This is a genomic window from Mesorhizobium sp. RSR380A (assembly GCF_054719385.1).
Window position 1 is genome coordinate 1848907 of sequence record NZ_JBTTIB010000001.1, and the last position, 18298, is coordinate 1867204.

An 18298-nucleotide genomic window follows, 5' to 3' on the forward strand; every position below is an offset into this window, starting at 1 on the left:
TCAGCCTCAGCGCATCAATCCCGCTGCCCGCAGCGCGTCCTCGATGACCTTGGTAATCCCGCCCGCCGGACCGCCTGGCGGATTGACAGGCTCCGGGGCCGGATCGACACGGACGGCTCGCGGTTTTTCCTTCGGCGAGAAAGGCTGCAATGCAGTGCCTGAAGCGGCCTCGGCTTTCGCCGTGCGTCGTACCTCTGGCTTCGTCAGCCCCCAGAAACGGGCGATGTGGCGCGTCGAGGAAATCCCGACATCCAACATGAACGGCCCTGCTTTGCCGAGAGCATTGTCGCCGCTCGCCTGCAATGGTGTGCCATGGCCCATGCCGGCAATGCTGTATGCCTCGACCACGTCGCGGCCTTTGCCATCGGACCAGACTTTTCGGCTCTGACCGTCGACCTTTTCCGTGCGTGTCGGTGCTTGAGCGAGGCCGTGCACGCCCTGCCATTGCGCCAGCACCGCGTCGGCATTGGAAGGCACCACGGTCGTATCGGCCGAGCCCTGCCAGACCGAAATCCTCGGCCACGGCCCCTTGTGCGGCGAGGCCTCCCGCAACAGACGCTGCAGCTCGGATCTGGACGGTCCGCCATGGCCACGCATGCGGTCGAAGGCTTCGGGGATGGTCGAGGCGCTGCCATAGGCAAGCCCGGCAATGATCGCGCCACCGGCAAACACGTCCGGGTAGGTCGCCAACATCACCGCCGCCATGGCGCCGCCAGCGGAAAGGCCGGTGACGAATATCCGCTTGCGGTCGAGACCGTGAGTGACCACGGCCGCCTCGATCATCTGGCGGATGGACAGCGCCTCGCCGCTGTCGCGGCTTATATCGCCTGGCACGAACCAGTTGAAGCAAAGATTGGCGTTGTTGGCGCGCTGCTGCTCGGGGAAAAGCACGGCAAAACCCTGCTCGTCGGCAAGTTCGGTCCAGCCGGAACCATGGTCGTACGCGGCGGCAGTCTGGGTACAGCCATGCAGCACCACGACCAGCGCTGCCTCCTTCGGCAGGTTTTCAGGGAGATAAAACCGCGCGCGGAAGGCGCCGGGATTGGACCCGAACCCTGTCATCTCGGACAGGTGGTCGTCCTTGCTCAGCCCTGCACCGGCTGGCCGGCGGCGCATCGCGCTCAGCCGGGCGATCGTATCGGATATGTCTCGCAAATCGGTATCCTTGCGCGCCGGAATGGGCAGACTCGTGCACACAACGCACACGCAGCAATATCGCTGCTGCACTGCACAATAACAAGCGGCACGGCCGATTAAATGACCGGTGGATCAAAGGATCCGCTGCACAGCTTGTAACGACGAGCGCAATTTTGCCCCGGCTGACCTCTGGTCAGTCAGCCGGTCGAGGGCGGCAGGCGCTGGCTCACCAGCGCTGATGCACGTAGGGCTTGATGTGCTCATCGTAGACCGCCTTCACCTTGGCCATCAACTCGGAGGATAACGGCGCAAGCTCAGCCGCTTCCGCATTGGAAACCGCCTGCGTCGGATTGCGGGCGCCGGGGATGACAACCGTCACCGCGTTGAACATCAGGATCCAGCGCAGCGCGAATTTCGCCATGGTGGTGTCGCCTGACACCAGCGGCCGCACCTTCTCGACCGCCGCCAGCCCGACGTCAAAGGGCACGCCCGAAAACGTCTCGCCGACATCGAAGGCTTCGCCATTGCGGTTGAACAGGCGATGGTCGGTGGTCTCGAACTTGGTGTCCGCCCTGAACTTGCCGGACAACAGGCCGCTGGCCAGCGGCACGCGGGCGATGACGGCGACATCGTTCTTTTTCGCCTGGTCGAAGAACAGCTCGGCCGGGCGCTGGCGGAAGGCGTTGAAGATGATCTGCACGCTGACGACGCCGGGATATTGCATCGCCTTCAGCGCCTCTTCGACACGCTCGACGCTGACGCCGTAATTGCGGATCTTGCCCTGCTCCACCAAACGGTCGAGACGCTCGAACACCTCCGGGTGGTAGTAAAGATCGGTCGGCGGGCAATGCAGCTGCACCAGGTCGAGCGTGTCGGTCTCGAGGTATTTCAGGCTGCGGTCGATCCAGCCGTTGAGGTTCTCGACGCTGTAGCCTTCGACGGTCTGCTTCGGCAGCCGCCGTCCGGCCTTTGTGGCGATGAACGGGCGCGCGCCACCGCGTTCCTTAATCACCCGTGCGATCAGCTTTTCCGAACGGCCGTCGCCATAGACGTCGGCGGTGTCGAGGAAGCTGACGCCGGCATCGAGCGCGGCATGCAGGGCTGCGACCGCATCGTCATCATTGACCTCGCCCCAGGCGGCGCCGATCGCCCACGCGCCGAAGCCGATCTCGCTGACTGATCTGCCGGTACGGCCAAATTTCCGTGAATGCATCTCGCTGTTCCTGATTTGCGGCTTCGCCGGCAATGCCGGCTCCATGATTGCGATTTTTCCGGGAGCCTCATACCGCATGGCAACGCGATTGACATCCCTCTTCCCTGGATTTACCAGATTACAGGGTTGTATGACAACGGGGTAAGACTGCAACAGTGGGAGCCGGGAGGAACATTTCGCTGATGCACGAACTCTATCTCGGCGGGGTCGCCGGATGAGCAGTCCGTCAACCGTGGTTGGCCCCCTAATCGTGAACAGCCTTGTTGCGCAGATCCTCGAAGCGGGCATAGCTTTTGGTCAGATGGCTGCGCATGGCGCGCCGCGCGGCATTGACGTCCCTGGCTTCGATTGCCCCGAGAATGGCGCGATGCTCGCGCTGCATGCGGTCGAGATATTTTTCCCGCTCAGCCTCCGTCATCCGGTCGAGCCGCGTCCAATGGCGCGGGACCATGGCGCTGCCGAACGTGTCGAACAACCGGGTGAAATTCGGGTTCTGCGTCGCAGCGAGAATGGCGCGGTGGAAGCCGAAATCCTCTTCCGAGCCGGAGCCGCCGGCACGCACCGCCGCTTCCAGCGCATCGAGCCGCGCGCTCATCTGCTGGAGCGCCGCCTCGCTGCGCCGCTCGGCGGCAAGGCCGGTCGCTTCGACCTCGATGCCCATGCGCAGTTCGAGCACGCGCAGCACCTCGTCGATCGATTCGAGATCGTCGGGCAGCACGGAAAACGTCTTCGGCGGCGGATCCTTGGCGACGAAGGCGCCGAGCCCCTGGCGCGTGGTAATCAGCCCGCGCGCACGCAGCGCCGCCAGCGCCTCGCGCACCACGGTGCGGCTGACGCCTGTGGCAGCAACAATCTCCTGCTCGGTCGGCAGCCGCTGCCCCGGCGCAAGGTCACCGGATTCGATCTGCGCAATCAGCGTGTTGACCAGACCCGTCCGCAGGTTGGGCGCCTGCGGTATGGCGTCGAAAGTCATGGGCTCCGCCATCGGTGGCACTCCGGTTCGATTCTTGTTCAAAGAATTGCATCGACGGGTGCCCGCCGCAAGGTGACGAAAGTTCGGCCCGCTGGCACGAGCCATGGGAGGATTGCATGAAAGAACGCATCGGCTTCATCGGCCTGGGCAGCATGGGCGCCGGCATGGCCGACAATCTGCTGCGCAAAGGCTGGCCGCTGACGGTGCATGTCCACCGCAGCCGCACCGCAGCCGACCGGCTGATTGCGGCCGGTGCCACTGAAGCGGCCAGCCCGCGCGACCTCGCCGCTGCCTGCGACATCGTCATCCTGTGCGTCACCGGCTCGCGCGAGGTCGAGGCACTGGTCAAGGGCCCGGACGGACTGGCCTCGGCCAAGACGCCGCTGCTGATCATCGACTGCTCGACCTCCAACCCGTCATCGACGACAGCGCTTGCCGCCGACCTCGCGGAGCAGGGCATGACGCTGATCGACGCGCCGCTGGCGCGCACGCCCAAGGAAGCCGCCGAAGGCAAACTCGACGTCATGGTCGGCGGTGCGGCCGAAGTGGTCGCCCGCGCACGCCCGGTGCTCGAAGCCTTTGCCGCGCGCGTCGTTCCCACCGGCCCGACCGGCAGCGGCCACACCATGAAGCTGCTCAACAATTTCGTCTCGATGGGCTATTCCGCCATCTATTCCGAAGCGCTGACGCTGGGCGCCAAAGCCGGCCTGACGCCGCAGGTCTTCAACAGCGTCATCTCCGGCAGCCGCATGGATTGCGGCTTCTACCAGGCCTTCTTCGATTTCATCCTCAACCGCAACGAAAACGCCCAACGCTTCGCAATCGTCAACGCGCTGAAAGACATGACCTACCTCGCCTCCTTCGCGCAATCAGCCGGCGTGGCCAACCCGATCGGCGCTGCGGTGCGCAATGGCTTTGCCACGGCGGTCACCACCGGCCACGGCGAGAAATTCGTGCCGGCGCTGTCGGATATTGTTGCGGGGTTGAACGGGGTGTCGCTGGTGGAGGCGACATCACCGGGCCAATAGAAAACGGGTGGATTCGGGCGCAAGCCAACGGTCCCTACATCCTGTAGCCCTTGGCGTGAAATCCGAGCGGCTCAACGGAGCCGCCCGGAAGCTTAAAGCATATGAAGGCGAAAGGGGTTTGAAACCGCGATTGACAAATTGCAAGGCGTCGAACGCGGAACTAGCGATGGAGGACGTAATTCTGGCGAATGTCCCTAACCAACGGCTCGATCTCATTTAGGGTATAGAATCGGACATGGTGGCGGTCCATTTGCTCCGCAATCATGTTTACGAATTCCGCATCCTGTGCCTGCGCATCGTCCCCGACCACCACTAAGCGAGCAGGTCGATCAAGGGCGGTTTCTTGGTAAAGAAGTTCGCCTTCTATCATATGCGGGCTGACGCGGTTGAGCGCCTTATCCGGGTCACCCGCAAGCGACACGGCGTCAATCAGATTGAAGGCTCCATTCTGATAGGCAAAGGGAACCTCGATCTTTACGCCTCCGGAAAGATGGACGGGGTCAGGCTTCACGAGGAAGTCTTCGACGCCATTAGAACGAAAAGCTTGCGCCAGTTTTGTCGACAGCCTTTGGCCGCGCGGCGAGCTGGGTACCTCACCAACCAGCTTTTCGAACAGTTCGCTGACAAGCTTCTCGGGGTCTTTAACCAACACAGATCGAACCGGGGACAGGCGAACCTTCCCAGACCTGAGCCCTATAAATTTCTCGATCTTTTCCCTGTCCCAGCCGTTACCAAATTCATACCGCAATCGACCTTCCATCGATTCTTTCAGGTGCTGAAAATGGTTACCGAGATGGATTTTGAACGCCTGCTCGGCGCGGCGCGGGCTATGGCTAAACTTCACAAAAACCGAAGCATGAGCGAACACAATGACGCCAATGTTCACAAACTCAGCCCGCTCCGGGAACTCTGAGTATTGAACGAGCGAAAAATAGCCTTGTGACTCTCGGATCATTTTACCAACCCCGGGATTTCCGGTTCATCCACCAATCGCCCTGAGATCGTGTTCACCACATATTGGCCGCGCTCACAAATCAAATCGACCAGCGAGAGCGCGGCGTTGGGGCCAAAGCCCCATTGTGCAGGAATAGAATTAACGACTTCAACCACGAAATCGCGCTTTAATTGAGACAGCTTCTCGACGGCGCGCTTGACTGACTTCGCGTCGATATATGGATCGAAGGCCGGAAACTTACCATATACATTTGGGTCTAGGACCCATGCCTCAGGGGCCGGCCCCATAGGAAAATCAACGTCATTCCCAATAAAACAGCTTGAATGATCGATGGGCACAAGATCGTATTTACGACGCCCCTCAGCCTTCACATAAAGTAGGTTGTCGGCGTTGTCTTGTCCATCAAAAAACCGGTCCCAATTGCGGACCCACGTATCGAAAACAACCAGCAACGCCACGTCACCAGGCTCTCGGAGACGAGACAAAAAAGTGTCTCCTCCGTCGTGTGGGGTTCCATCAACGGCGCGTGAAAAGAACATGGGCGGCACCATGCGCGCCCCATTCCTTTCCATAGTCAGGTCTATTTGACAGTCGTGGACTATGGCAAACGGCGGCACCTTGAGGCCAAGCCAAGAAGCCAATTCTCCAGACACCAATTCCGACACAAGTATCGCAGAACCCATCGGATTTCCCATCGATTTGAGAAATCCCTCGCCTGAATCTGTGTCCACCCGGATCGGGCTGGTGCTTGAACCAAACGACTCTATTTCCCGACGCACCTCCGCCGGCTGACATACCGCCCCACATGCAAGAGCCATGATGCTCCACCCATCCCAATTCGGATTGCATACATCGCATCCCGAACGGAATCGAGTCTTGGGTACACGAAGTATAACATACTGCTTTGTTTTGGTTAGTTTGTTGATAGGTCAGGCATTGGCCAGTCGCGTCTATGATAGCTGCTTCGGCGCGTTGCGTATGGCGAGTAGCTTCTTATCCTCAGTCTCACCTGTCGCCAGTGCGGGTGCTTATCGGTCATGATAATGCGTGAGGATGCATGGACCGTTTGCCTGAGAAGGTTCGCGGTTTCAGTGAGCATCCATCATGGCCGTCGATGTGTTCGAAATGAGCGCGCATCCCATTGTTGCTTTCGCGGTGTGCACGGACAGCGCCATGGCACTCTGGGCAACGCTTCGGAATTTTGGGATTTAGACCAAGCGCTTGGTCGATCGTGAGGTACGACCAACCATCGACTACCTTCATTTCGCAGGCATCCATTTCCATCCGACGAATATGGCATTCAACGCCGGACATTCAAAGGCGGAAATTCGACCGTCAGCCCGCCCGCGCACAGCCTTCCGCAATCTCGAATGCGCAGCGGAGACGCTGCCCCTCGCGCCCGTGATGCCGACTCCGCAGCCGCATCGCTCTCGAGCAGACCTGGCGCACCTCCAAGCACCCGCCTAGCGAACAGCCATCCATCCGTGTCAAACCGCAATATCGGTCGAGCGCGAAATGCCCTGACGCGCCTATCTGGTGTCGCCACGCAGGACGAGACGTTTGATGACGCCACTTGAAAACTACCATGCCCGGATGCGGCGGGTGCTGGATCATATCGACCAGCATCTCGACGACGATCTGGGCCTGGAAGCGTTGAGCGGCGTTGCGGCGTTCTCGAAATTCCATTTTCACCGGCAGTTCACGTCCACCTTCGGGGTGTCCGTGCATCGCTATGTCCAGCTCGCCCGCCTGAAACGCGCTTCGTACCGGTTGGCCGAGAGCGACGCCCACAGCGTCACCGACATAGCGATGGATGCCGGCTACGACGCACCGGATGCCTTCGCCCGCGCTTTTCGGCAGCGGTTCGGACAATCGCCTTCGTCGTTCCGGAAGTCTCCCGACTGGGGGGCGTGGCTCATGGCCTTCGGGCCGCTCGACAAAGCAAGGACCACGCTCATGCAGATAATTCTTGAACCCGGCGACGTGATGATCCGGGATGTGCCGCCCACGCCGGTGGCGATCCTGGAGCATCGCGGCGATCGGGCGACGCTTCCTGACACCATCCAGCGCTTCATCGCCTGGCGAAAGGCGGCCGGCCTCTCGCCCGAGACAAGCTCGACCTTCAACATCTTCCGTTCCGAAAGGGAGCCGGCGAACCCGGCCGACTACAGCATGGACATCTGCGCCGGAACCGAGCTGCCGGTAGAGGATGGGCCGATCGAGGGCGCGCAGATGAAGGCCGGCGTGATCCCCGGCGGACGCTGCGCGGTGCTGCGCTACCCCGGCAACACCAACAATCTCGAGCCGGCAGCGCTCTACCTCTACCGCGAATGGCTTCCGGCCAGCGGCGAGGAGGCGCGCGACTTTCCGATCTATTGCCAGCGACACTTTTCGTCGAATGGACCGGTGCGCGAGGTGGTGCTTGAGCTGTTTCTGCCGCTGAAATAGCGCGGTGGGGTGGCGGCCTATCTCCGGCCCTGAGCTGGTTGAGCCGACGACCGAGTGAAATCTGATATGGCGCTCCCCACTCCGTCTCGGCTTCGCCGAGCCACCTCTACCCCCACATTCGTGGGGGAGAGGAAACCCAAGCTTTTGAAGGGCTGCGATCTCGGAGATTGGCATTTCCTCATCCCCCATGAAATGGGGGGTCCGAAGGACGGGCGAGACCCGTGGCTCGCCCCGGCAAGGTGGCTCGGCGAAGCCGAGACGGAGTGGGGGTCAGCGCCGCCATAGGCGATTGGCCCAGCGCGCGGACAAGGCGAGGCTATCCCTAAGCCTGCCCGCGCACAGCCTTCCGCAACCGCGAATGCCGTACCGGAGACGCTGCCTCGGGCCCCGGCGCTTTCTCCGCAGCTTCCCCCTCATGCAACCCCACCCGCAGCGCCGCGCCCGCCAGATGGTCGCGCATCGCGGCTTGCGCCCCTTCGGCGTCGCCGGCACGGATCGCTCTCAGGATGCGCTCATGTTCGCCGAGCGTGATGCGGGCCATGTCGTCCGACTTTTGCTGGTTGCCGGCGGCGAGAATGCTTTCGCGCACCCGCTCGGACACGAAGACCAGGAATTGGCCCATGTAGGAATTCCGCGTCGCCTCGGCGACGGTGCGGTGGAATTCGAGGTCGCTGCGCAGCCAGGCGACGCTGCCATAGGGGGCGGCGCGCATGCCGGACAGCGCATCGCCCATGGCTTTGAGATCGGCGTCGCTGCGCCGTTTTGCGGCAAGGGCCGCCGCCTGCACTTCGAGGATGCCACGCAGTTCGAACAGATTGCGAAACGAGTCGGCGCGCTGCAGCGTCTCATGGTCGATGGTCAGCACCGTCGGGTTGTTGCTCTCGACCACGAAGGCGCCGCGCCCCTGCTGCGACCAGATTCGGCCTTCCGAGCGCAGCCGCGCGATCGCCTCGCGCACCACGTTGCGGCTGACCCCGAAAGTGGTTGCCAGCGCCGCCTCGGTCGGCAGCTGGTCACCCGGCTTCAGCCGGCCTTGCGCGATCTCGCGCGAGATGGAACTGGCCACCAGAGTGGAGAGGTGTGGGCCGCGATTGACCTTGTCGAGTTTCAGCGTCATCGCTCACCTATAGTCGACGGCGGGTGCGGACGCCAGAATGCGGCCGTTGCTGAGAATGTGGCGCGGGTCGAATGCGTCCTTGATGCCGGCGGCGAGGTTGAGCGTCACCGGATCGATGCGTTCGAGGAACGCCTTCTGCTTGACCCGGCCGATGCCGTGCTCGGCGCTGATAGAGCCGCCATAGCGATCGACGACGGTGAAGATCTCGGCTTCCGCCTGCTCGAACAGATGTTCCATCGCCTCGGTGCCCATGCCTTCCGGCGGCACGACGTTGAGGTGGATGTTGCCGTCGCCGACATGGCCGTAGGTGACGGCCAGCGCGTCGGGCCGGGCTTTCTCCAAGGCGGCCAGCGCATCGGTGACGAAATCGGCAAGCCTGGAGATCGGCACCGACACATCGGTGCGCAGGTAGCGGCCTCCCCTGCCCTGCCGCTCGACCATGATCTCGCGATAAAGCCACAGCCGCTCGGCTTGCGCCCGCGTCGAAGCGATGACGCCGTCCTCGACGATGTCCTCGACGCTGCCGAGAAACCCCAGCAGCATGTTGGAGAGGTCGATCAGCCCGCCGGAGGACACCTCGATCAGCACATAGACGGGATAGGGCTGGCTGAGCGGATCGGGAAAATCCTGGCCTTCGCGCATGGTGATCTCGATGCCGCCGCGCAGGATCAGTTCGAAGGCGGTGAGCAAATCGCTGCAATCGCGCCGCGCCCTTGCATAGAGTGCCATCGCGTCCTCGACGGAGCGCAGGCCAAGCAGCGCGGTTTCGATCTGCGTCGGCTTGGGGAATAGTTTCAGCGCCGCCGCGGTGACGATGCCCAGCGTGCCCTCCGAGCCGATGAAGATCTGCTTCAGATCATAGCCGCGATTGTCCTTGCGCAGCACTTTCAGCCCGTTCCAGATGCGGCCGTCGGCCAGCACCACTTCGAGGCCAAGCACCAGATCCCGCGTCATCCCGTAGCGCAGGACGTTGAAGCCGCCGGCATTGGTGGCGACATTGCCGCCGATGCGGCAGCTGCCCTGCGCGCCGAAGGTGATCGGCAGCAGGCAGTCGCTCGCTTCAGCCTCGCGCTTGGCATCCTCGAGGATGCAGCCAGCCTCGACCACCATGGCAAAGTCGATCGGGCTGATCGAACGGATACGGTTCATGCGCTCCAGCGAGATGACGATCTCGCCGCCATCCGCCGCCACTGCGGCGCCCACGAGCCCGGTCAGGCCGCCTTGCGGCACCACCGGAATGCGCTCGGCATGGCAGAACCGCATCAGCGCCGACATCTCCTCCACCGAAGAGGGCCGCGCCACGGCCAGCGGCCGGCCGAAATGATCGCCCGACCAATCGCGGCTGTAGCGCGCCAGATCCACTTCCTCGGTCAGCAGCCCGCCATTCGGCAGCAGGCCGGCCAGGGCTGCGATCTGCGATGCGGAGGTTGGCAGGACGGCATTCATGGATTGGCTCTAGGCCCCTCGGCAAAACGACTGGACAAATACCGACGTTGTCGTGTTATCATACAACCCTGATTGAGAACATCAAGCGAGGCTTGCCGCCAAGCGTGCGATGTGGATGATCAGACCCGCAAATCACAGAATTCGGAGGACTTCCCCAATGAGCGACGCCCCGGGCTTTCGCTATATGCACACCATGATCAGGGTGCTCGACCTTGACAAGTCGATCGCCTTCTACACCGAGGTGCTCGGCATGACCCTGCTGCGCCGCGACGACTACCCCGGCGGCAAGTTCACCAACGCCTTTGTCGGCTACGGCCCCGAGGACAAGGAAGCCGTCGTCGAGCTGACGCTGAACTGGGGCCGCGAGGAGCCCTACGAGATCGGCACCGGCTTCGGCCATCTGGCGCTCGGCGTCAACGACATCTACGCCGTCTGCGCCGAACTGGAAAAGCGCGGCGCCAAGATCCCGCGCAAGCCCGGCCCGATGCAGCACGGCACCACCCACATCGCTTTCGTCGAAGACCCCGACGGCTACAAGATCGAGCTGATCGGCCTCGACACAATGTGATCCGATCGGGCCGGACCGCATCGGCCTCGCGCCGATGCGGTCCCGTCCTGTCCGCGCTTGCCTGGGAGGCGGGATCACTTGATGACCGCGATCTTGCTGCGGTCGATGGTAATGGCGACGGCAGCGATCAGCACCGCGCCGAACACCATATTTTCCAGGAAAATGTTGACGCCGACAAAGGTCATGCCGATGCGCACGATCGAGATGATCAGCGCGCCGACCGCCGTGCGGGCAACGCCGCCGAGCCCGCCGGTGATCGCCGTGCCGCCGACTATGACGGCGGCGATGGCCGGCAGCAGCAGCTGGTTGGCCAGCACCGGCGAACCGCTCGACAGCCTGGCTGCCAGCACGATGCCGGCGATGGCCGCGAGCATACCCGACGCGGCAAAGGCGATGATCTTGGTGCGGTCGACATTGATGCCCGCGGCCCACGCCGCCGGCTCGCCGGCGCCGACCGCGATCGCCTGGCGGCCGAAGCGCGTGTAGCGCAGCGCCAGAAAGGCGGCGATGCCGATCACCGCCGAAATCAGCACCACCACGGGAATGCCAGCGACAGTGGCGTTGATCCAGGCGGTGTTTTCGCGACCAGCCTCCTCGATGGTGATGGCGCGGCCATTGGAGACCCAGAGCGCCAAGCCGGTGACGACGCCGCCGGTGGCGAGCGTCGCGACGAAGGACGGCACGCGCAGCTTGACGTGGACGACGCCGCTCAACACGCCGAAGGCGAGCCCCGACAGGATCGCCACCGGGAAGGCGGCAAGGCCGAGCGAAGGCAGCAATTGCGCCAGGATGACGCTGGCCAGCGATGCCACCGCCTGGATCGACAAATCAATGCCGCCAAGCAGGATGGCGAAGGTGACGCCGGTCGCCAGGATGAACAGCACGGCGGTGTTGGCAAACAAAAGCGCCACGGTTTCGCCGGTGAGGAAGCCGGGCGCGGCGATCTCGATGATCAGCAGCAGGCCGACCAGCAGGATCAGCGGAATGGCGCCTTGCGTCCACTTGCCTTCGAAAACCTGCCTGATGGAGAACGCCTCATTCATCGGTTCACACCATTGCCCTGAGAAGATCGACCTGGTTCGGCTTGTTGCCCGGACTGGCATCGAAGCGCGCGGTGATTGCACCGTCGCGCATCACCAGCACCTGGTGCGACAGGCCGATCGTTTCCTCCAGCGTGTCGGAAATCAAAAGAATCGCCACGCCTTGCGCGGAGAGGTCGCGCACCAGCTCGTAGACCTCTTCCTTGGCGCCGACATCAAGCCCGCGCGTCGGATGGTCGAGCACCAGGATGCGCGAGCCCGCCGTCATCCAGCGCGCCAGCACCACCTTCTGCTGGTTGCCGCCGCTGAGTTTGCGGCAGGCGGCATCGGGACCGGGCGCCTTGATGCGCAGCCGCTTGATCCAGTCGGCGGCAAGCCGGCGCTCCTTGCCATAATCGATGGCGCCATGGCGCATGACGCTGGAGAGATCGGCCAGCGAAATGTTCTCCGCGATCGACAGGAACATCACCAGCCCTTCGAGCCGGCGCTCGCGCGGGACATAGCCGATGCCCTTGCGCACAGCCGGCTCCGGCGAGGAGAAGCGCACGGCATCGCCGGCGATTTTCATCTCGCCGGCATCATGCTGGACGAAGCCGCCAACGGTGCGCGTCACCTCCTCGCGGCCGGAGCCGACGACGCCGGCAATGCCGACAATCTCGCCGGCCCGGATCGAGAGATCGACGCCGTGATAGTAACCGTTGGCGCCAAGCCCCTTGGCCTCGACCATCACGATATCGCGCGGCGCGAGCTGGCGGGCCTCGCGGTAATATTCGGCCTGCAAGCCGCGCCCGACCATGATCTCGTGCAGCTCCGGCGCGGTGACTTCAGCTGCGCGGTGCTCGGCGACGACCGCGCCGTCCTTCATCGTGTAGACACGGTCGGAGATGTTGAGCACCTCGTCGAGGCGGTGCGAGACGAACACAAAACTGGCGCGGGATTTAAGCGAGCGCACCCGCGCGAACAGCACCTCGATATCAGCGGCGTTGAGCACCGAGGTCGGCTCGTCGAGCAGGATGAGCAACTGCCGCTCGACCACTTCCTCCAAGGTCAGCGCCTTGGCGAGCTCGACCATCTGGCGTGCGGCGAAGGTGAGTTCGGAGGTGCGCGCGGTGACGTCGATGTCGATGCCGATCTTGGCCAGTTGCCGCCGCGCCGCCGCGTTCATGGCGCGCCAATTGACGAGGCCGAAGCGGGTGAAGCGGTCCTCTTCGCCGAGATAGATGTTTTCGGCAACCGTCAGGTTCAGCACCAGCGACTGCTCCTGGAACACCATGCCGATGCCATGCCTGGCCGCATCACGGGCGTTGCGCATGCGCAGCTGTTCGCCATCCAGCGTGAGCGAGCCGCCATCCGGCCGGTAGCCGCCGGCCAGCACCCGCATCAGCGTCGACTTGCCGGCGCCGTTCTCGCCGATCAGCCCGACCACCTCGTTGGGCTGCACTTCGATGGAGACGTCGCGCAGCGCCTGGACGCCGGGGAAATTCTTGATGATGTTGGACGCCTGCAGCATGGCGCTCACTTGACGATTTTCAGGCGGACGCGGTCGAGCGACAGCGCCACCGCGGCGATGATCATCAGCCCCTGCACCGTCTGCTGGATGTAGGGCGAGATGCCGAGCAGGATCATGCCATTGGCAAGCACGGTGACGATCAGCACACCGATCAGCGTGTTGACGACGCCGCCCTCGCCGCCGGTCAAAGCGGTGCCGCCGACGACCACTGCGGTGACCGCTGCAAACAGCCTGCCGTCACCGATCACGGCGTGCGACTGGCCGAGCTGTGCTGCGGCCAGCACACCGGAAATGCCGAAGAAGAAACCGGCCAGCGCAAAAGCGGTGATGCGCACGCGCACGACATTCACGCCCGAGAGCTTGGCGACATCCTCGTCGCCGCCGATCGCCAATATGTGGCGGCCGAGCTTGGTGTGATACTGGATGACGGTGGCGAGCAGGAAGGCGCCGAACGCGACCCAGACCGCCACCGGCAGGCCGAGGAAACGGTGCAAGGCCAGGTCGCGGATCGAGGCGTCGTTCAGCTTGATGGCCGTGCCGCCCAGCATATAGACCGACAGGCCGAGGCCGATGAACCACATGCCGAGCGTGCCCATGAAGGACGGGATGCGCAGCATGGTCTGGACGAGACCGCTGACGAAGCCCATGGCGGTGCCGGCGGCGATGGCAGCGAGCACCGCCCACCAGCCATAGTCGTTGCCGTTGCCGTCATTGGCGGCGAGCAGCACAAGCACCATTGCCGCCACCGAAAGCGTGCCTTCGACTGCGAGGTCGATGCTGCCCATCAGGATGATGAAGGTCAGCCCCATCGCCAGCGTCAGCGGCACGGCGGCGGAATTCGCAAGCCGCACCAGATTGCGCAGCTCGATGAAATTGGGATTGGCAATGGCGATGAGTACGCAGAGTACAATCAGCACCGCCAGCGGCGCCAGGCTGCGCCAGCGCCTGCCGCCCAGGAATGTCGCGATGCGGCCGGGGAACGGTGTCATGGGCGTCGTCCGCTCGATGTCCGAAACGGACTTCAGGGGTTCTGTATGGATTGTCAAGAAACCGCTTCCCGTCTGCGGGTGACAGCCGTCGCGACAAGGGGATCGCGACGGCTGCGGGAGGAAGCGGGCCGCCAGGGAGTTGCAGCCCACTCCGATGGATCAGGTGCGGATTGCTCCGGTGACCCGGCCCCACAGATCGTTCCAGTCGATCTCGGGCTTCGCATCGACATTGGTCTTGTAATATTCCTCGACATTGTCGTGCGAGATCAGCACCGCCTTGCCGTAGAACTCGCGGTGCTCCGGGGGCTCCTTGGTCGGGTCGAACTTGCCGATCTTGGCGTTGTAGCCGATGGCTAGACCCATGCCGCCCTGCCAGAACGGATCCGAAGTGACCGTGCAGGCGAACTCGCCGGTGCGCACCGCATCGACCGCCGTCTTGATGCCGTCGACGCCGACGATCGGCACCTTGCCGGCGAGATTTTCGGCACGCAGCGCTTCCAGTGCGCCGGAGCCCATATCGTCATTGGCCGCCCAGATGCCCTTGATGTCGTCGCCGAAGCGGGTGAGCAGATTGCCCATCAGGTCGAAGGCTTCGGTCGACTTCCAGTTGGCGACCTGGAAATCGAGCAGCTTGATGTCTGGGTTGGCGGCAAGCGCCGCATCGAGGCCCTTCTTGCGTTCGATCGCCGCCGTGGTCGAGATCAGGCCGCCGAGTGCGACGATGCCGCCCTTGCCGCCAATGGTCTTGAACAGGATCTCGGCGATGGTCTTGCCGCTGTCGATGCCGTCGAACTCGATATGCGAGACATAGTTCGGGTTGAAATCCTTCGGGTGCAGATCCCCCGGCTTGTTCCACTGCGTCACCACATAGGCGCCGGCCTTGGCGCAGGCCTCGACGATCGGGCGCGCATCGGGCGTGTCGTTGGGATCGGAATTCAGCACCATGTTGCCGCCGGTCTTGGCCAGCATCGCCTTGATGTCGGCAATGCCCTTCTCGCTGTTGCCTTCCGAAACCAGCGTGACGTGTTCCAGCCCGGCCCATTTGGCATACGCTTCCGCGCCGGTCTTCCACACCGCGTGATAGGGGTTGGACAGCGAGCGGATCGACGTCACCAGCGTCGGCTTGTCCTGCGCGCGCAGCACGCTCGGCATGGCGAGTGCCGCCACGCCGGCGGTGGCGCCCATCATCAGCGTGCGCCGGTTGACCGCAAAATTCTTCGTGTCGTTCATACCTCGAAACCTCCCGATTGAATTCTGTTCCGCCCGGCATCTTGCGCAGGGAGCGCGGCCGGGACCTCCTGGTGAGGATCGTCAAGCTCCTCCACTTGTACGACAACCCTTCAACACGATAACCATACCCTTTCTCTTGACGTGGCACAAGCGACTTGAGATCGTCGCGCGCAAGAGGAAGGGGCGGTGATTTCATCGCCCGCCGGAGCATGATCCCTAGAAGTGGGAACCGGTTTTCTCGGACAAATCGAGAAACCGTTTTGTCCGGAGATCATGCTCCAACAAAGAGAACCCGGGAGTGGAAATGACGGATTACATCATTGTCGGCGGCGGTTCGGCTGGCTGCATTCTGGCCGCCCGGCTGAGCGAGGACCCGGACGTGTCCGTCGTGCTGCTCGAGGCCGGTCCGCCCGACACCGACCGCTACATCCATTTGCCGGTCGGCTTCTTCAAGATGACGTCGGGGCCTCTGATCTGGGGCTATGACACCGCGCCCGGCAAGGAGATCGACGGCCGCACCATGGTCTATCCGCAGGCGCGTGTGCTCGGCGGCGGCTCCTCGATCAACGCCCAGGTGTTCACCCGTGGTTGCCCGCAGGACTACGATGGCTGGGCGACCGACGATGGCTGTGCCGGCTGGAGCTATGCCGACGTGCTGCCCTACTTCGTCCGCTCCGAGGGCAACGACACTTTTGCCGATGCGCAGCACGGCACTGACGGCCCGCTCGGCGTCTCCAGCGGCGCGCCGCATCCGCTGACCCGCATCTTCGTCAAGGCGGCGCAGCAGGCGGGCCTTCCTTTCCGCGCCGACTTCAACGCCGGTGAGCAGGCGGGCGCCGGCTTCTACCAGACGACGACGCGTCAGGGGAAACGCTCGAGCACGGCGGTCGCCTATCTGAAGCCGGCGCTCGGCCGCAAGAATCTGACGCTACGCACCGACGCCTCGGTCAGCCGCATCGTGGTCGAGAACGGCCGCGCCATCGGTGTAGAGATCATCGTCAATGGCCGCACCGAACTGCTCCGCGCCGAGCGCGAAGTCATCGTCGCCGCCGGCGCCATCGGCTCGCCGAAATTGCTGATGCTGTCCGGCATCGGCCCGGCCGTGCATCTCGGCCAGCACGGCATCAAGGTGGTCCACGATTCCAAAAACGTCGGCCAGAATCTGCACGATCACATGGACGTCGATGTCGTCGCCGAGCTCAACGGACCGCACGGCATCGACCGTTACAAGAAGAAGCGTTGGCAAGCGGTCGCCGGTCTTGAATATGCGCTGTTCGGCAAGGGGCCGGTGGCCTCCAACATTGTAGAGGCCGGCGGCTTCTGGTGGGGCGACCGCGCGGAGAAGACGCCGGACATCCAGTTCCATTTCCTGCCCGGCGCCGGCGTTGAGGAAGGCATCGGCTCGGTTCCCGGCGGCAATGGCTGCACGCTGAACTCCTACCATGTGCGCCCGCGTTCGCGCGGCAGCGTCACGCTCAAGTCCGCGGACCTGCGCGATGCGCCCATCATCGACCCCAACCCGTTCGCCGAGCGCTATGATCTCGAACGCGCCATCGACGGCATCGAGATCAGCCGCGAAATCCTGTCGCAGCCAGCCTTCGCCAGATACATCAGCCGCGAGCATCTGCCCGGCAAGGCGATGCAGGGGCGCTCAGCACTCGAAGCCTTCGCCCGAGAACATGGCCGCAGCGCCTATCACCCAGTCGGCACCTGCCGGATGGGCGGCGATGCCGACAGCGTCGTCGATCCCGAGTTGCGCGTGCGCGGTCTGCAAGGCCTGCGTGTCTGCGACAGCTCGGTCATGCCGAGCATCGTGTCGTCCAACACCAACGCGGCCGTGGTCATGATTGCGGAGAAGGCTGCGGATCTGATTGCGGGGCGAACGCTGCCGGTGGCGTAAGCAGGACAATCGCATGTGGTGGCGCCACGCGATTGCCCTGCCTTGAGCACCTGTCGCTGAGCGCATAGCACTCGAACCGCACTAAAAACGACAGCCTCCCGCAGCGCCTTCAACCGACGCTTGCGCAACCCACCAACCGACCGGAAACCCCCGGTTGCGGGCTCGTTGCCGACGCCTGCGCGGGGATGTGAAAGCGCTTTTGCGCCAGTTCCGCGATCACACCATATGAACCGATCCAAGCTCTGCTAGCTTGTGGGCGTGGGACTTGTCCCGCTTTGGCCGGTGCTTCAGGCAACCCCATCCCAACCCCCCGCCCCCTGTGGCGCCGGCCATCCCCCTCCCTTCTGCCAGGCTTCCCGACCTGCCATCCTCAGCCGTCCTTGCCAACTTCGAGGTCGACGACGAGGCTTGATGCGTTGCATGCAAATCCAAACCATCGGGCAGCGTATCGAGGAATTTCACATCGGCTGTCTGGATGACCTCCTGAAAGGCGACCAGATCCGGGTCGAGCCGCCCCAGCTCCCGGTTGATGGCCGCCAGGCGCTCCGGTTCGCCTTCCGTGTTGCAGACATTGAGAGTAACGAGGCGTAAGCGCATAGGATTTTTCCTCAATGTTGAACGACCCTCGACGCACGCGACGCGGATAGGTGCCACGATAGGGTTCCGTGTCTGGTGACGTTCAGCGAACCACCGCCTCGATGCGTTCCACGCGGTGCGCGAAACGGCTTGGCCATCGGCGCGGTT

16 protein-coding genes are annotated in these 18298 nt (G+C 63.4%); 4 read left to right on the forward strand and 12 right to left on the reverse strand.

Annotated elements, in window-relative coordinates; genetic code table 11:
* Positions 1–6 precede the first annotated feature (6 nt).
* The 3 genes from ACYG9Z_RS08915 to ACYG9Z_RS08925 form a co-directional block, all read right to left on the reverse strand.
* Positions 7–1155, reverse strand: a complete 1149-nt coding sequence (locus tag ACYG9Z_RS08915; RefSeq protein ID WP_023714077.1) for an extracellular catalytic domain type 1 short-chain-length polyhydroxyalkanoate depolymerase — start codon at positions 1153–1155, stop codon at positions 7–9.
* A 208-nt stretch (positions 1156–1363) separates the two neighbouring features.
* Positions 1364–2350 carry an aldo/keto reductase gene (locus ACYG9Z_RS08920; protein WP_023751368.1) on the reverse strand — a complete coding sequence of 329 codons (987 nt, stop codon included), beginning with the start codon at positions 2348–2350 and terminating at the stop codon, positions 1364–1366.
* 244 nt (positions 2351–2594) lie between these two features.
* On the reverse strand, positions 2595–3335 hold the full coding sequence (locus tag ACYG9Z_RS08925) for a FadR/GntR family transcriptional regulator (protein ID WP_023710865.1): 741 nt from the start codon (positions 3333–3335) through the stop codon (positions 2595–2597).
* Between the two features lie 2 nt (positions 3336–3337).
* On the opposite strand from ACYG9Z_RS08925, the gene ACYG9Z_RS08930 reads away from it, so the two are divergent.
* Positions 3338–4351, forward strand: a complete 1014-nt coding sequence (locus ACYG9Z_RS08930) for an NAD(P)-dependent oxidoreductase (protein WP_280790512.1) — start codon at positions 3338–3340, stop codon at positions 4349–4351.
* Positions 4352–4511: 160 nt separating this feature from the next.
* Here the strand turns inward: ACYG9Z_RS08930 and ACYG9Z_RS08935 are convergent, their stop codons facing one another.
* Both ACYG9Z_RS08935 and ACYG9Z_RS08940 read right to left on the reverse strand, forming a co-directional pair.
* Positions 4512–5306: a DUF3037 domain-containing protein gene (locus ACYG9Z_RS08935; protein ID WP_023735078.1), complete on the reverse strand. Its 795-nt coding sequence runs from the start codon at positions 5304–5306 to the stop codon at positions 4512–4514.
* The gene (locus tag ACYG9Z_RS08940; RefSeq protein WP_156931487.1) at positions 5303–6124 is read right to left on the reverse strand and encodes a HipA family kinase; all 822 of its coding nucleotides are present in this window, start codon (positions 6122–6124) and stop codon (positions 5303–5305) included. The genes ACYG9Z_RS08935 and ACYG9Z_RS08940 overlap by 4 nt, the downstream gene beginning before the upstream one ends.
* Before the next feature lie 745 nt (positions 6125–6869).
* Between ACYG9Z_RS08940 and ACYG9Z_RS08945 the strand changes: the two genes are divergently transcribed.
* Positions 6870–7754, forward strand: a complete 885-nt coding sequence (locus ACYG9Z_RS08945; protein WP_031192922.1) for an AraC family transcriptional regulator — start codon at positions 6870–6872, stop codon at positions 7752–7754.
* Between the two features lie 322 nt (positions 7755–8076).
* Here ACYG9Z_RS08945 and ACYG9Z_RS08950 read toward each other — a convergent pair whose 3' ends face one another.
* Positions 8077–8871 (reverse strand): FadR/GntR family transcriptional regulator, encoded by a 795-nt coding sequence (locus tag ACYG9Z_RS08950; RefSeq protein WP_023714083.1) that lies wholly within the window; start codon positions 8869–8871, stop codon positions 8077–8079.
* 3 nt (positions 8872–8874) lie between these two features.
* Positions 8875–10317 (reverse strand): FAD-binding oxidoreductase, encoded by a 1443-nt coding sequence (locus ACYG9Z_RS08955; protein ID WP_023714084.1) that lies wholly within the window; start codon positions 10315–10317, stop codon positions 8875–8877.
* Positions 10318–10474: 157 nt separating this feature from the next.
* Between ACYG9Z_RS08955 and gloA the strand changes: the two genes are divergently transcribed.
* Positions 10475–10885 carry a lactoylglutathione lyase gene (gene gloA, locus ACYG9Z_RS08960; RefSeq protein ID WP_019856614.1) on the forward strand — a complete coding sequence of 137 codons (411 nt, stop codon included), beginning with the start codon at positions 10475–10477 and terminating at the stop codon, positions 10883–10885.
* 74 nt (positions 10886–10959) lie between these two features.
* Here the strand turns inward: gloA and ACYG9Z_RS08965 are convergent, their stop codons facing one another.
* The 4 genes from ACYG9Z_RS08965 to ACYG9Z_RS08980 form a co-directional block, all read right to left on the reverse strand.
* Positions 10960–11928 carry an ABC transporter permease gene (locus ACYG9Z_RS08965; RefSeq protein WP_023751370.1) on the reverse strand — a complete coding sequence of 323 codons (969 nt, stop codon included), beginning with the start codon at positions 11926–11928 and terminating at the stop codon, positions 10960–10962.
* A 4-nt stretch (positions 11929–11932) separates the two neighbouring features.
* Positions 11933–13435: a sugar ABC transporter ATP-binding protein gene (locus ACYG9Z_RS08970; RefSeq protein ID WP_023751371.1), complete on the reverse strand. Its 1503-nt coding sequence runs from the start codon at positions 13433–13435 to the stop codon at positions 11933–11935.
* A 5-nt stretch (positions 13436–13440) separates the two neighbouring features.
* The gene (locus ACYG9Z_RS08975; protein ID WP_245274364.1) at positions 13441–14481 is read right to left on the reverse strand and encodes an ABC transporter permease; all 1041 of its coding nucleotides are present in this window, start codon (positions 14479–14481) and stop codon (positions 13441–13443) included.
* A gap of 102 nt (positions 14482–14583) precedes the next feature.
* Positions 14584–15654, reverse strand: coding sequence for a sugar ABC transporter substrate-binding protein (locus ACYG9Z_RS08980; RefSeq protein ID WP_023683136.1), 1071 nt, complete (start codon positions 15652–15654; stop codon positions 14584–14586).
* Positions 15655–15958: 304 nt separating this feature from the next.
* Between ACYG9Z_RS08980 and ACYG9Z_RS08985 the strand changes: the two genes are divergently transcribed.
* Positions 15959–17554, forward strand: coding sequence for a GMC family oxidoreductase (locus ACYG9Z_RS08985; RefSeq protein ID WP_023751373.1), 1596 nt, complete (start codon positions 15959–15961; stop codon positions 17552–17554).
* Between the two features lie 216 nt (positions 17555–17770).
* Here the strand turns inward: ACYG9Z_RS08985 and ACYG9Z_RS08990 are convergent, their stop codons facing one another.
* Positions 17771–18151, reverse strand: a complete 381-nt coding sequence (locus ACYG9Z_RS08990; protein WP_023751374.1) for an endonuclease/exonuclease/phosphatase family protein — start codon at positions 18149–18151, stop codon at positions 17771–17773.
* Positions 18152–18298: the final 147 nt, after the last annotated feature.

What these genes read in the sequence shown, in the direction of transcription:
- ACYG9Z_RS08920 (WP_023751368.1), bottom strand. Translation starts at nt 2,350, where the DNA reads ATGCATTCACGGAAATTTGGCCGTACCGGCAGATCAGTCAGCGAGATC.
- ACYG9Z_RS08925 (WP_023710865.1), bottom strand. Translation starts at nt 3,335, where the DNA reads ATGGCGGAGCCCATGACTTTCGACGCCATACCGCAGGCGCCCAACCTG.
- ACYG9Z_RS08935 (WP_023735078.1), bottom strand. Translation starts at nt 5,306, where the DNA reads ATGATCCGAGAGTCACAAGGCTATTTTTCGCTCGTTCAATACTCAGAG.
- ACYG9Z_RS08940 (WP_156931487.1), bottom strand. Translation starts at nt 6,124, where the DNA reads ATGGCTCTTGCATGTGGGGCGGTATGTCAGCCGGCGGAGGTGCGTCGG.
- ACYG9Z_RS08945 (WP_031192922.1), top strand. Translation starts at nt 6,870, where the DNA reads ATGACGCCACTTGAAAACTACCATGCCCGGATGCGGCGGGTGCTGGAT.
- ACYG9Z_RS08950 (WP_023714083.1), bottom strand. Translation starts at nt 8,871, where the DNA reads ATGACGCTGAAACTCGACAAGGTCAATCGCGGCCCACACCTCTCCACT.
- ACYG9Z_RS08955 (WP_023714084.1), bottom strand. Translation starts at nt 10,317, where the DNA reads ATGAATGCCGTCCTGCCAACCTCCGCATCGCAGATCGCAGCCCTGGCC.
- gloA (WP_019856614.1), top strand. Translation starts at nt 10,475, where the DNA reads ATGAGCGACGCCCCGGGCTTTCGCTATATGCACACCATGATCAGGGTG.
- ACYG9Z_RS08965 (WP_023751370.1), bottom strand. Translation starts at nt 11,928, where the DNA reads ATGAATGAGGCGTTCTCCATCAGGCAGGTTTTCGAAGGCAAGTGGACG.
- ACYG9Z_RS08970 (WP_023751371.1), bottom strand. Translation starts at nt 13,435, where the DNA reads ATGCTGCAGGCGTCCAACATCATCAAGAATTTCCCCGGCGTCCAGGCG.
- ACYG9Z_RS08980 (WP_023683136.1), bottom strand. Translation starts at nt 15,654, where the DNA reads ATGAACGACACGAAGAATTTTGCGGTCAACCGGCGCACGCTGATGATG.
- ACYG9Z_RS08985 (WP_023751373.1), top strand. Translation starts at nt 15,959, where the DNA reads ATGACGGATTACATCATTGTCGGCGGCGGTTCGGCTGGCTGCATTCTG.
- ACYG9Z_RS08990 (WP_023751374.1), bottom strand. Translation starts at nt 18,151, where the DNA reads ATGCGCTTACGCCTCGTTACTCTCAATGTCTGCAACACGGAAGGCGAA.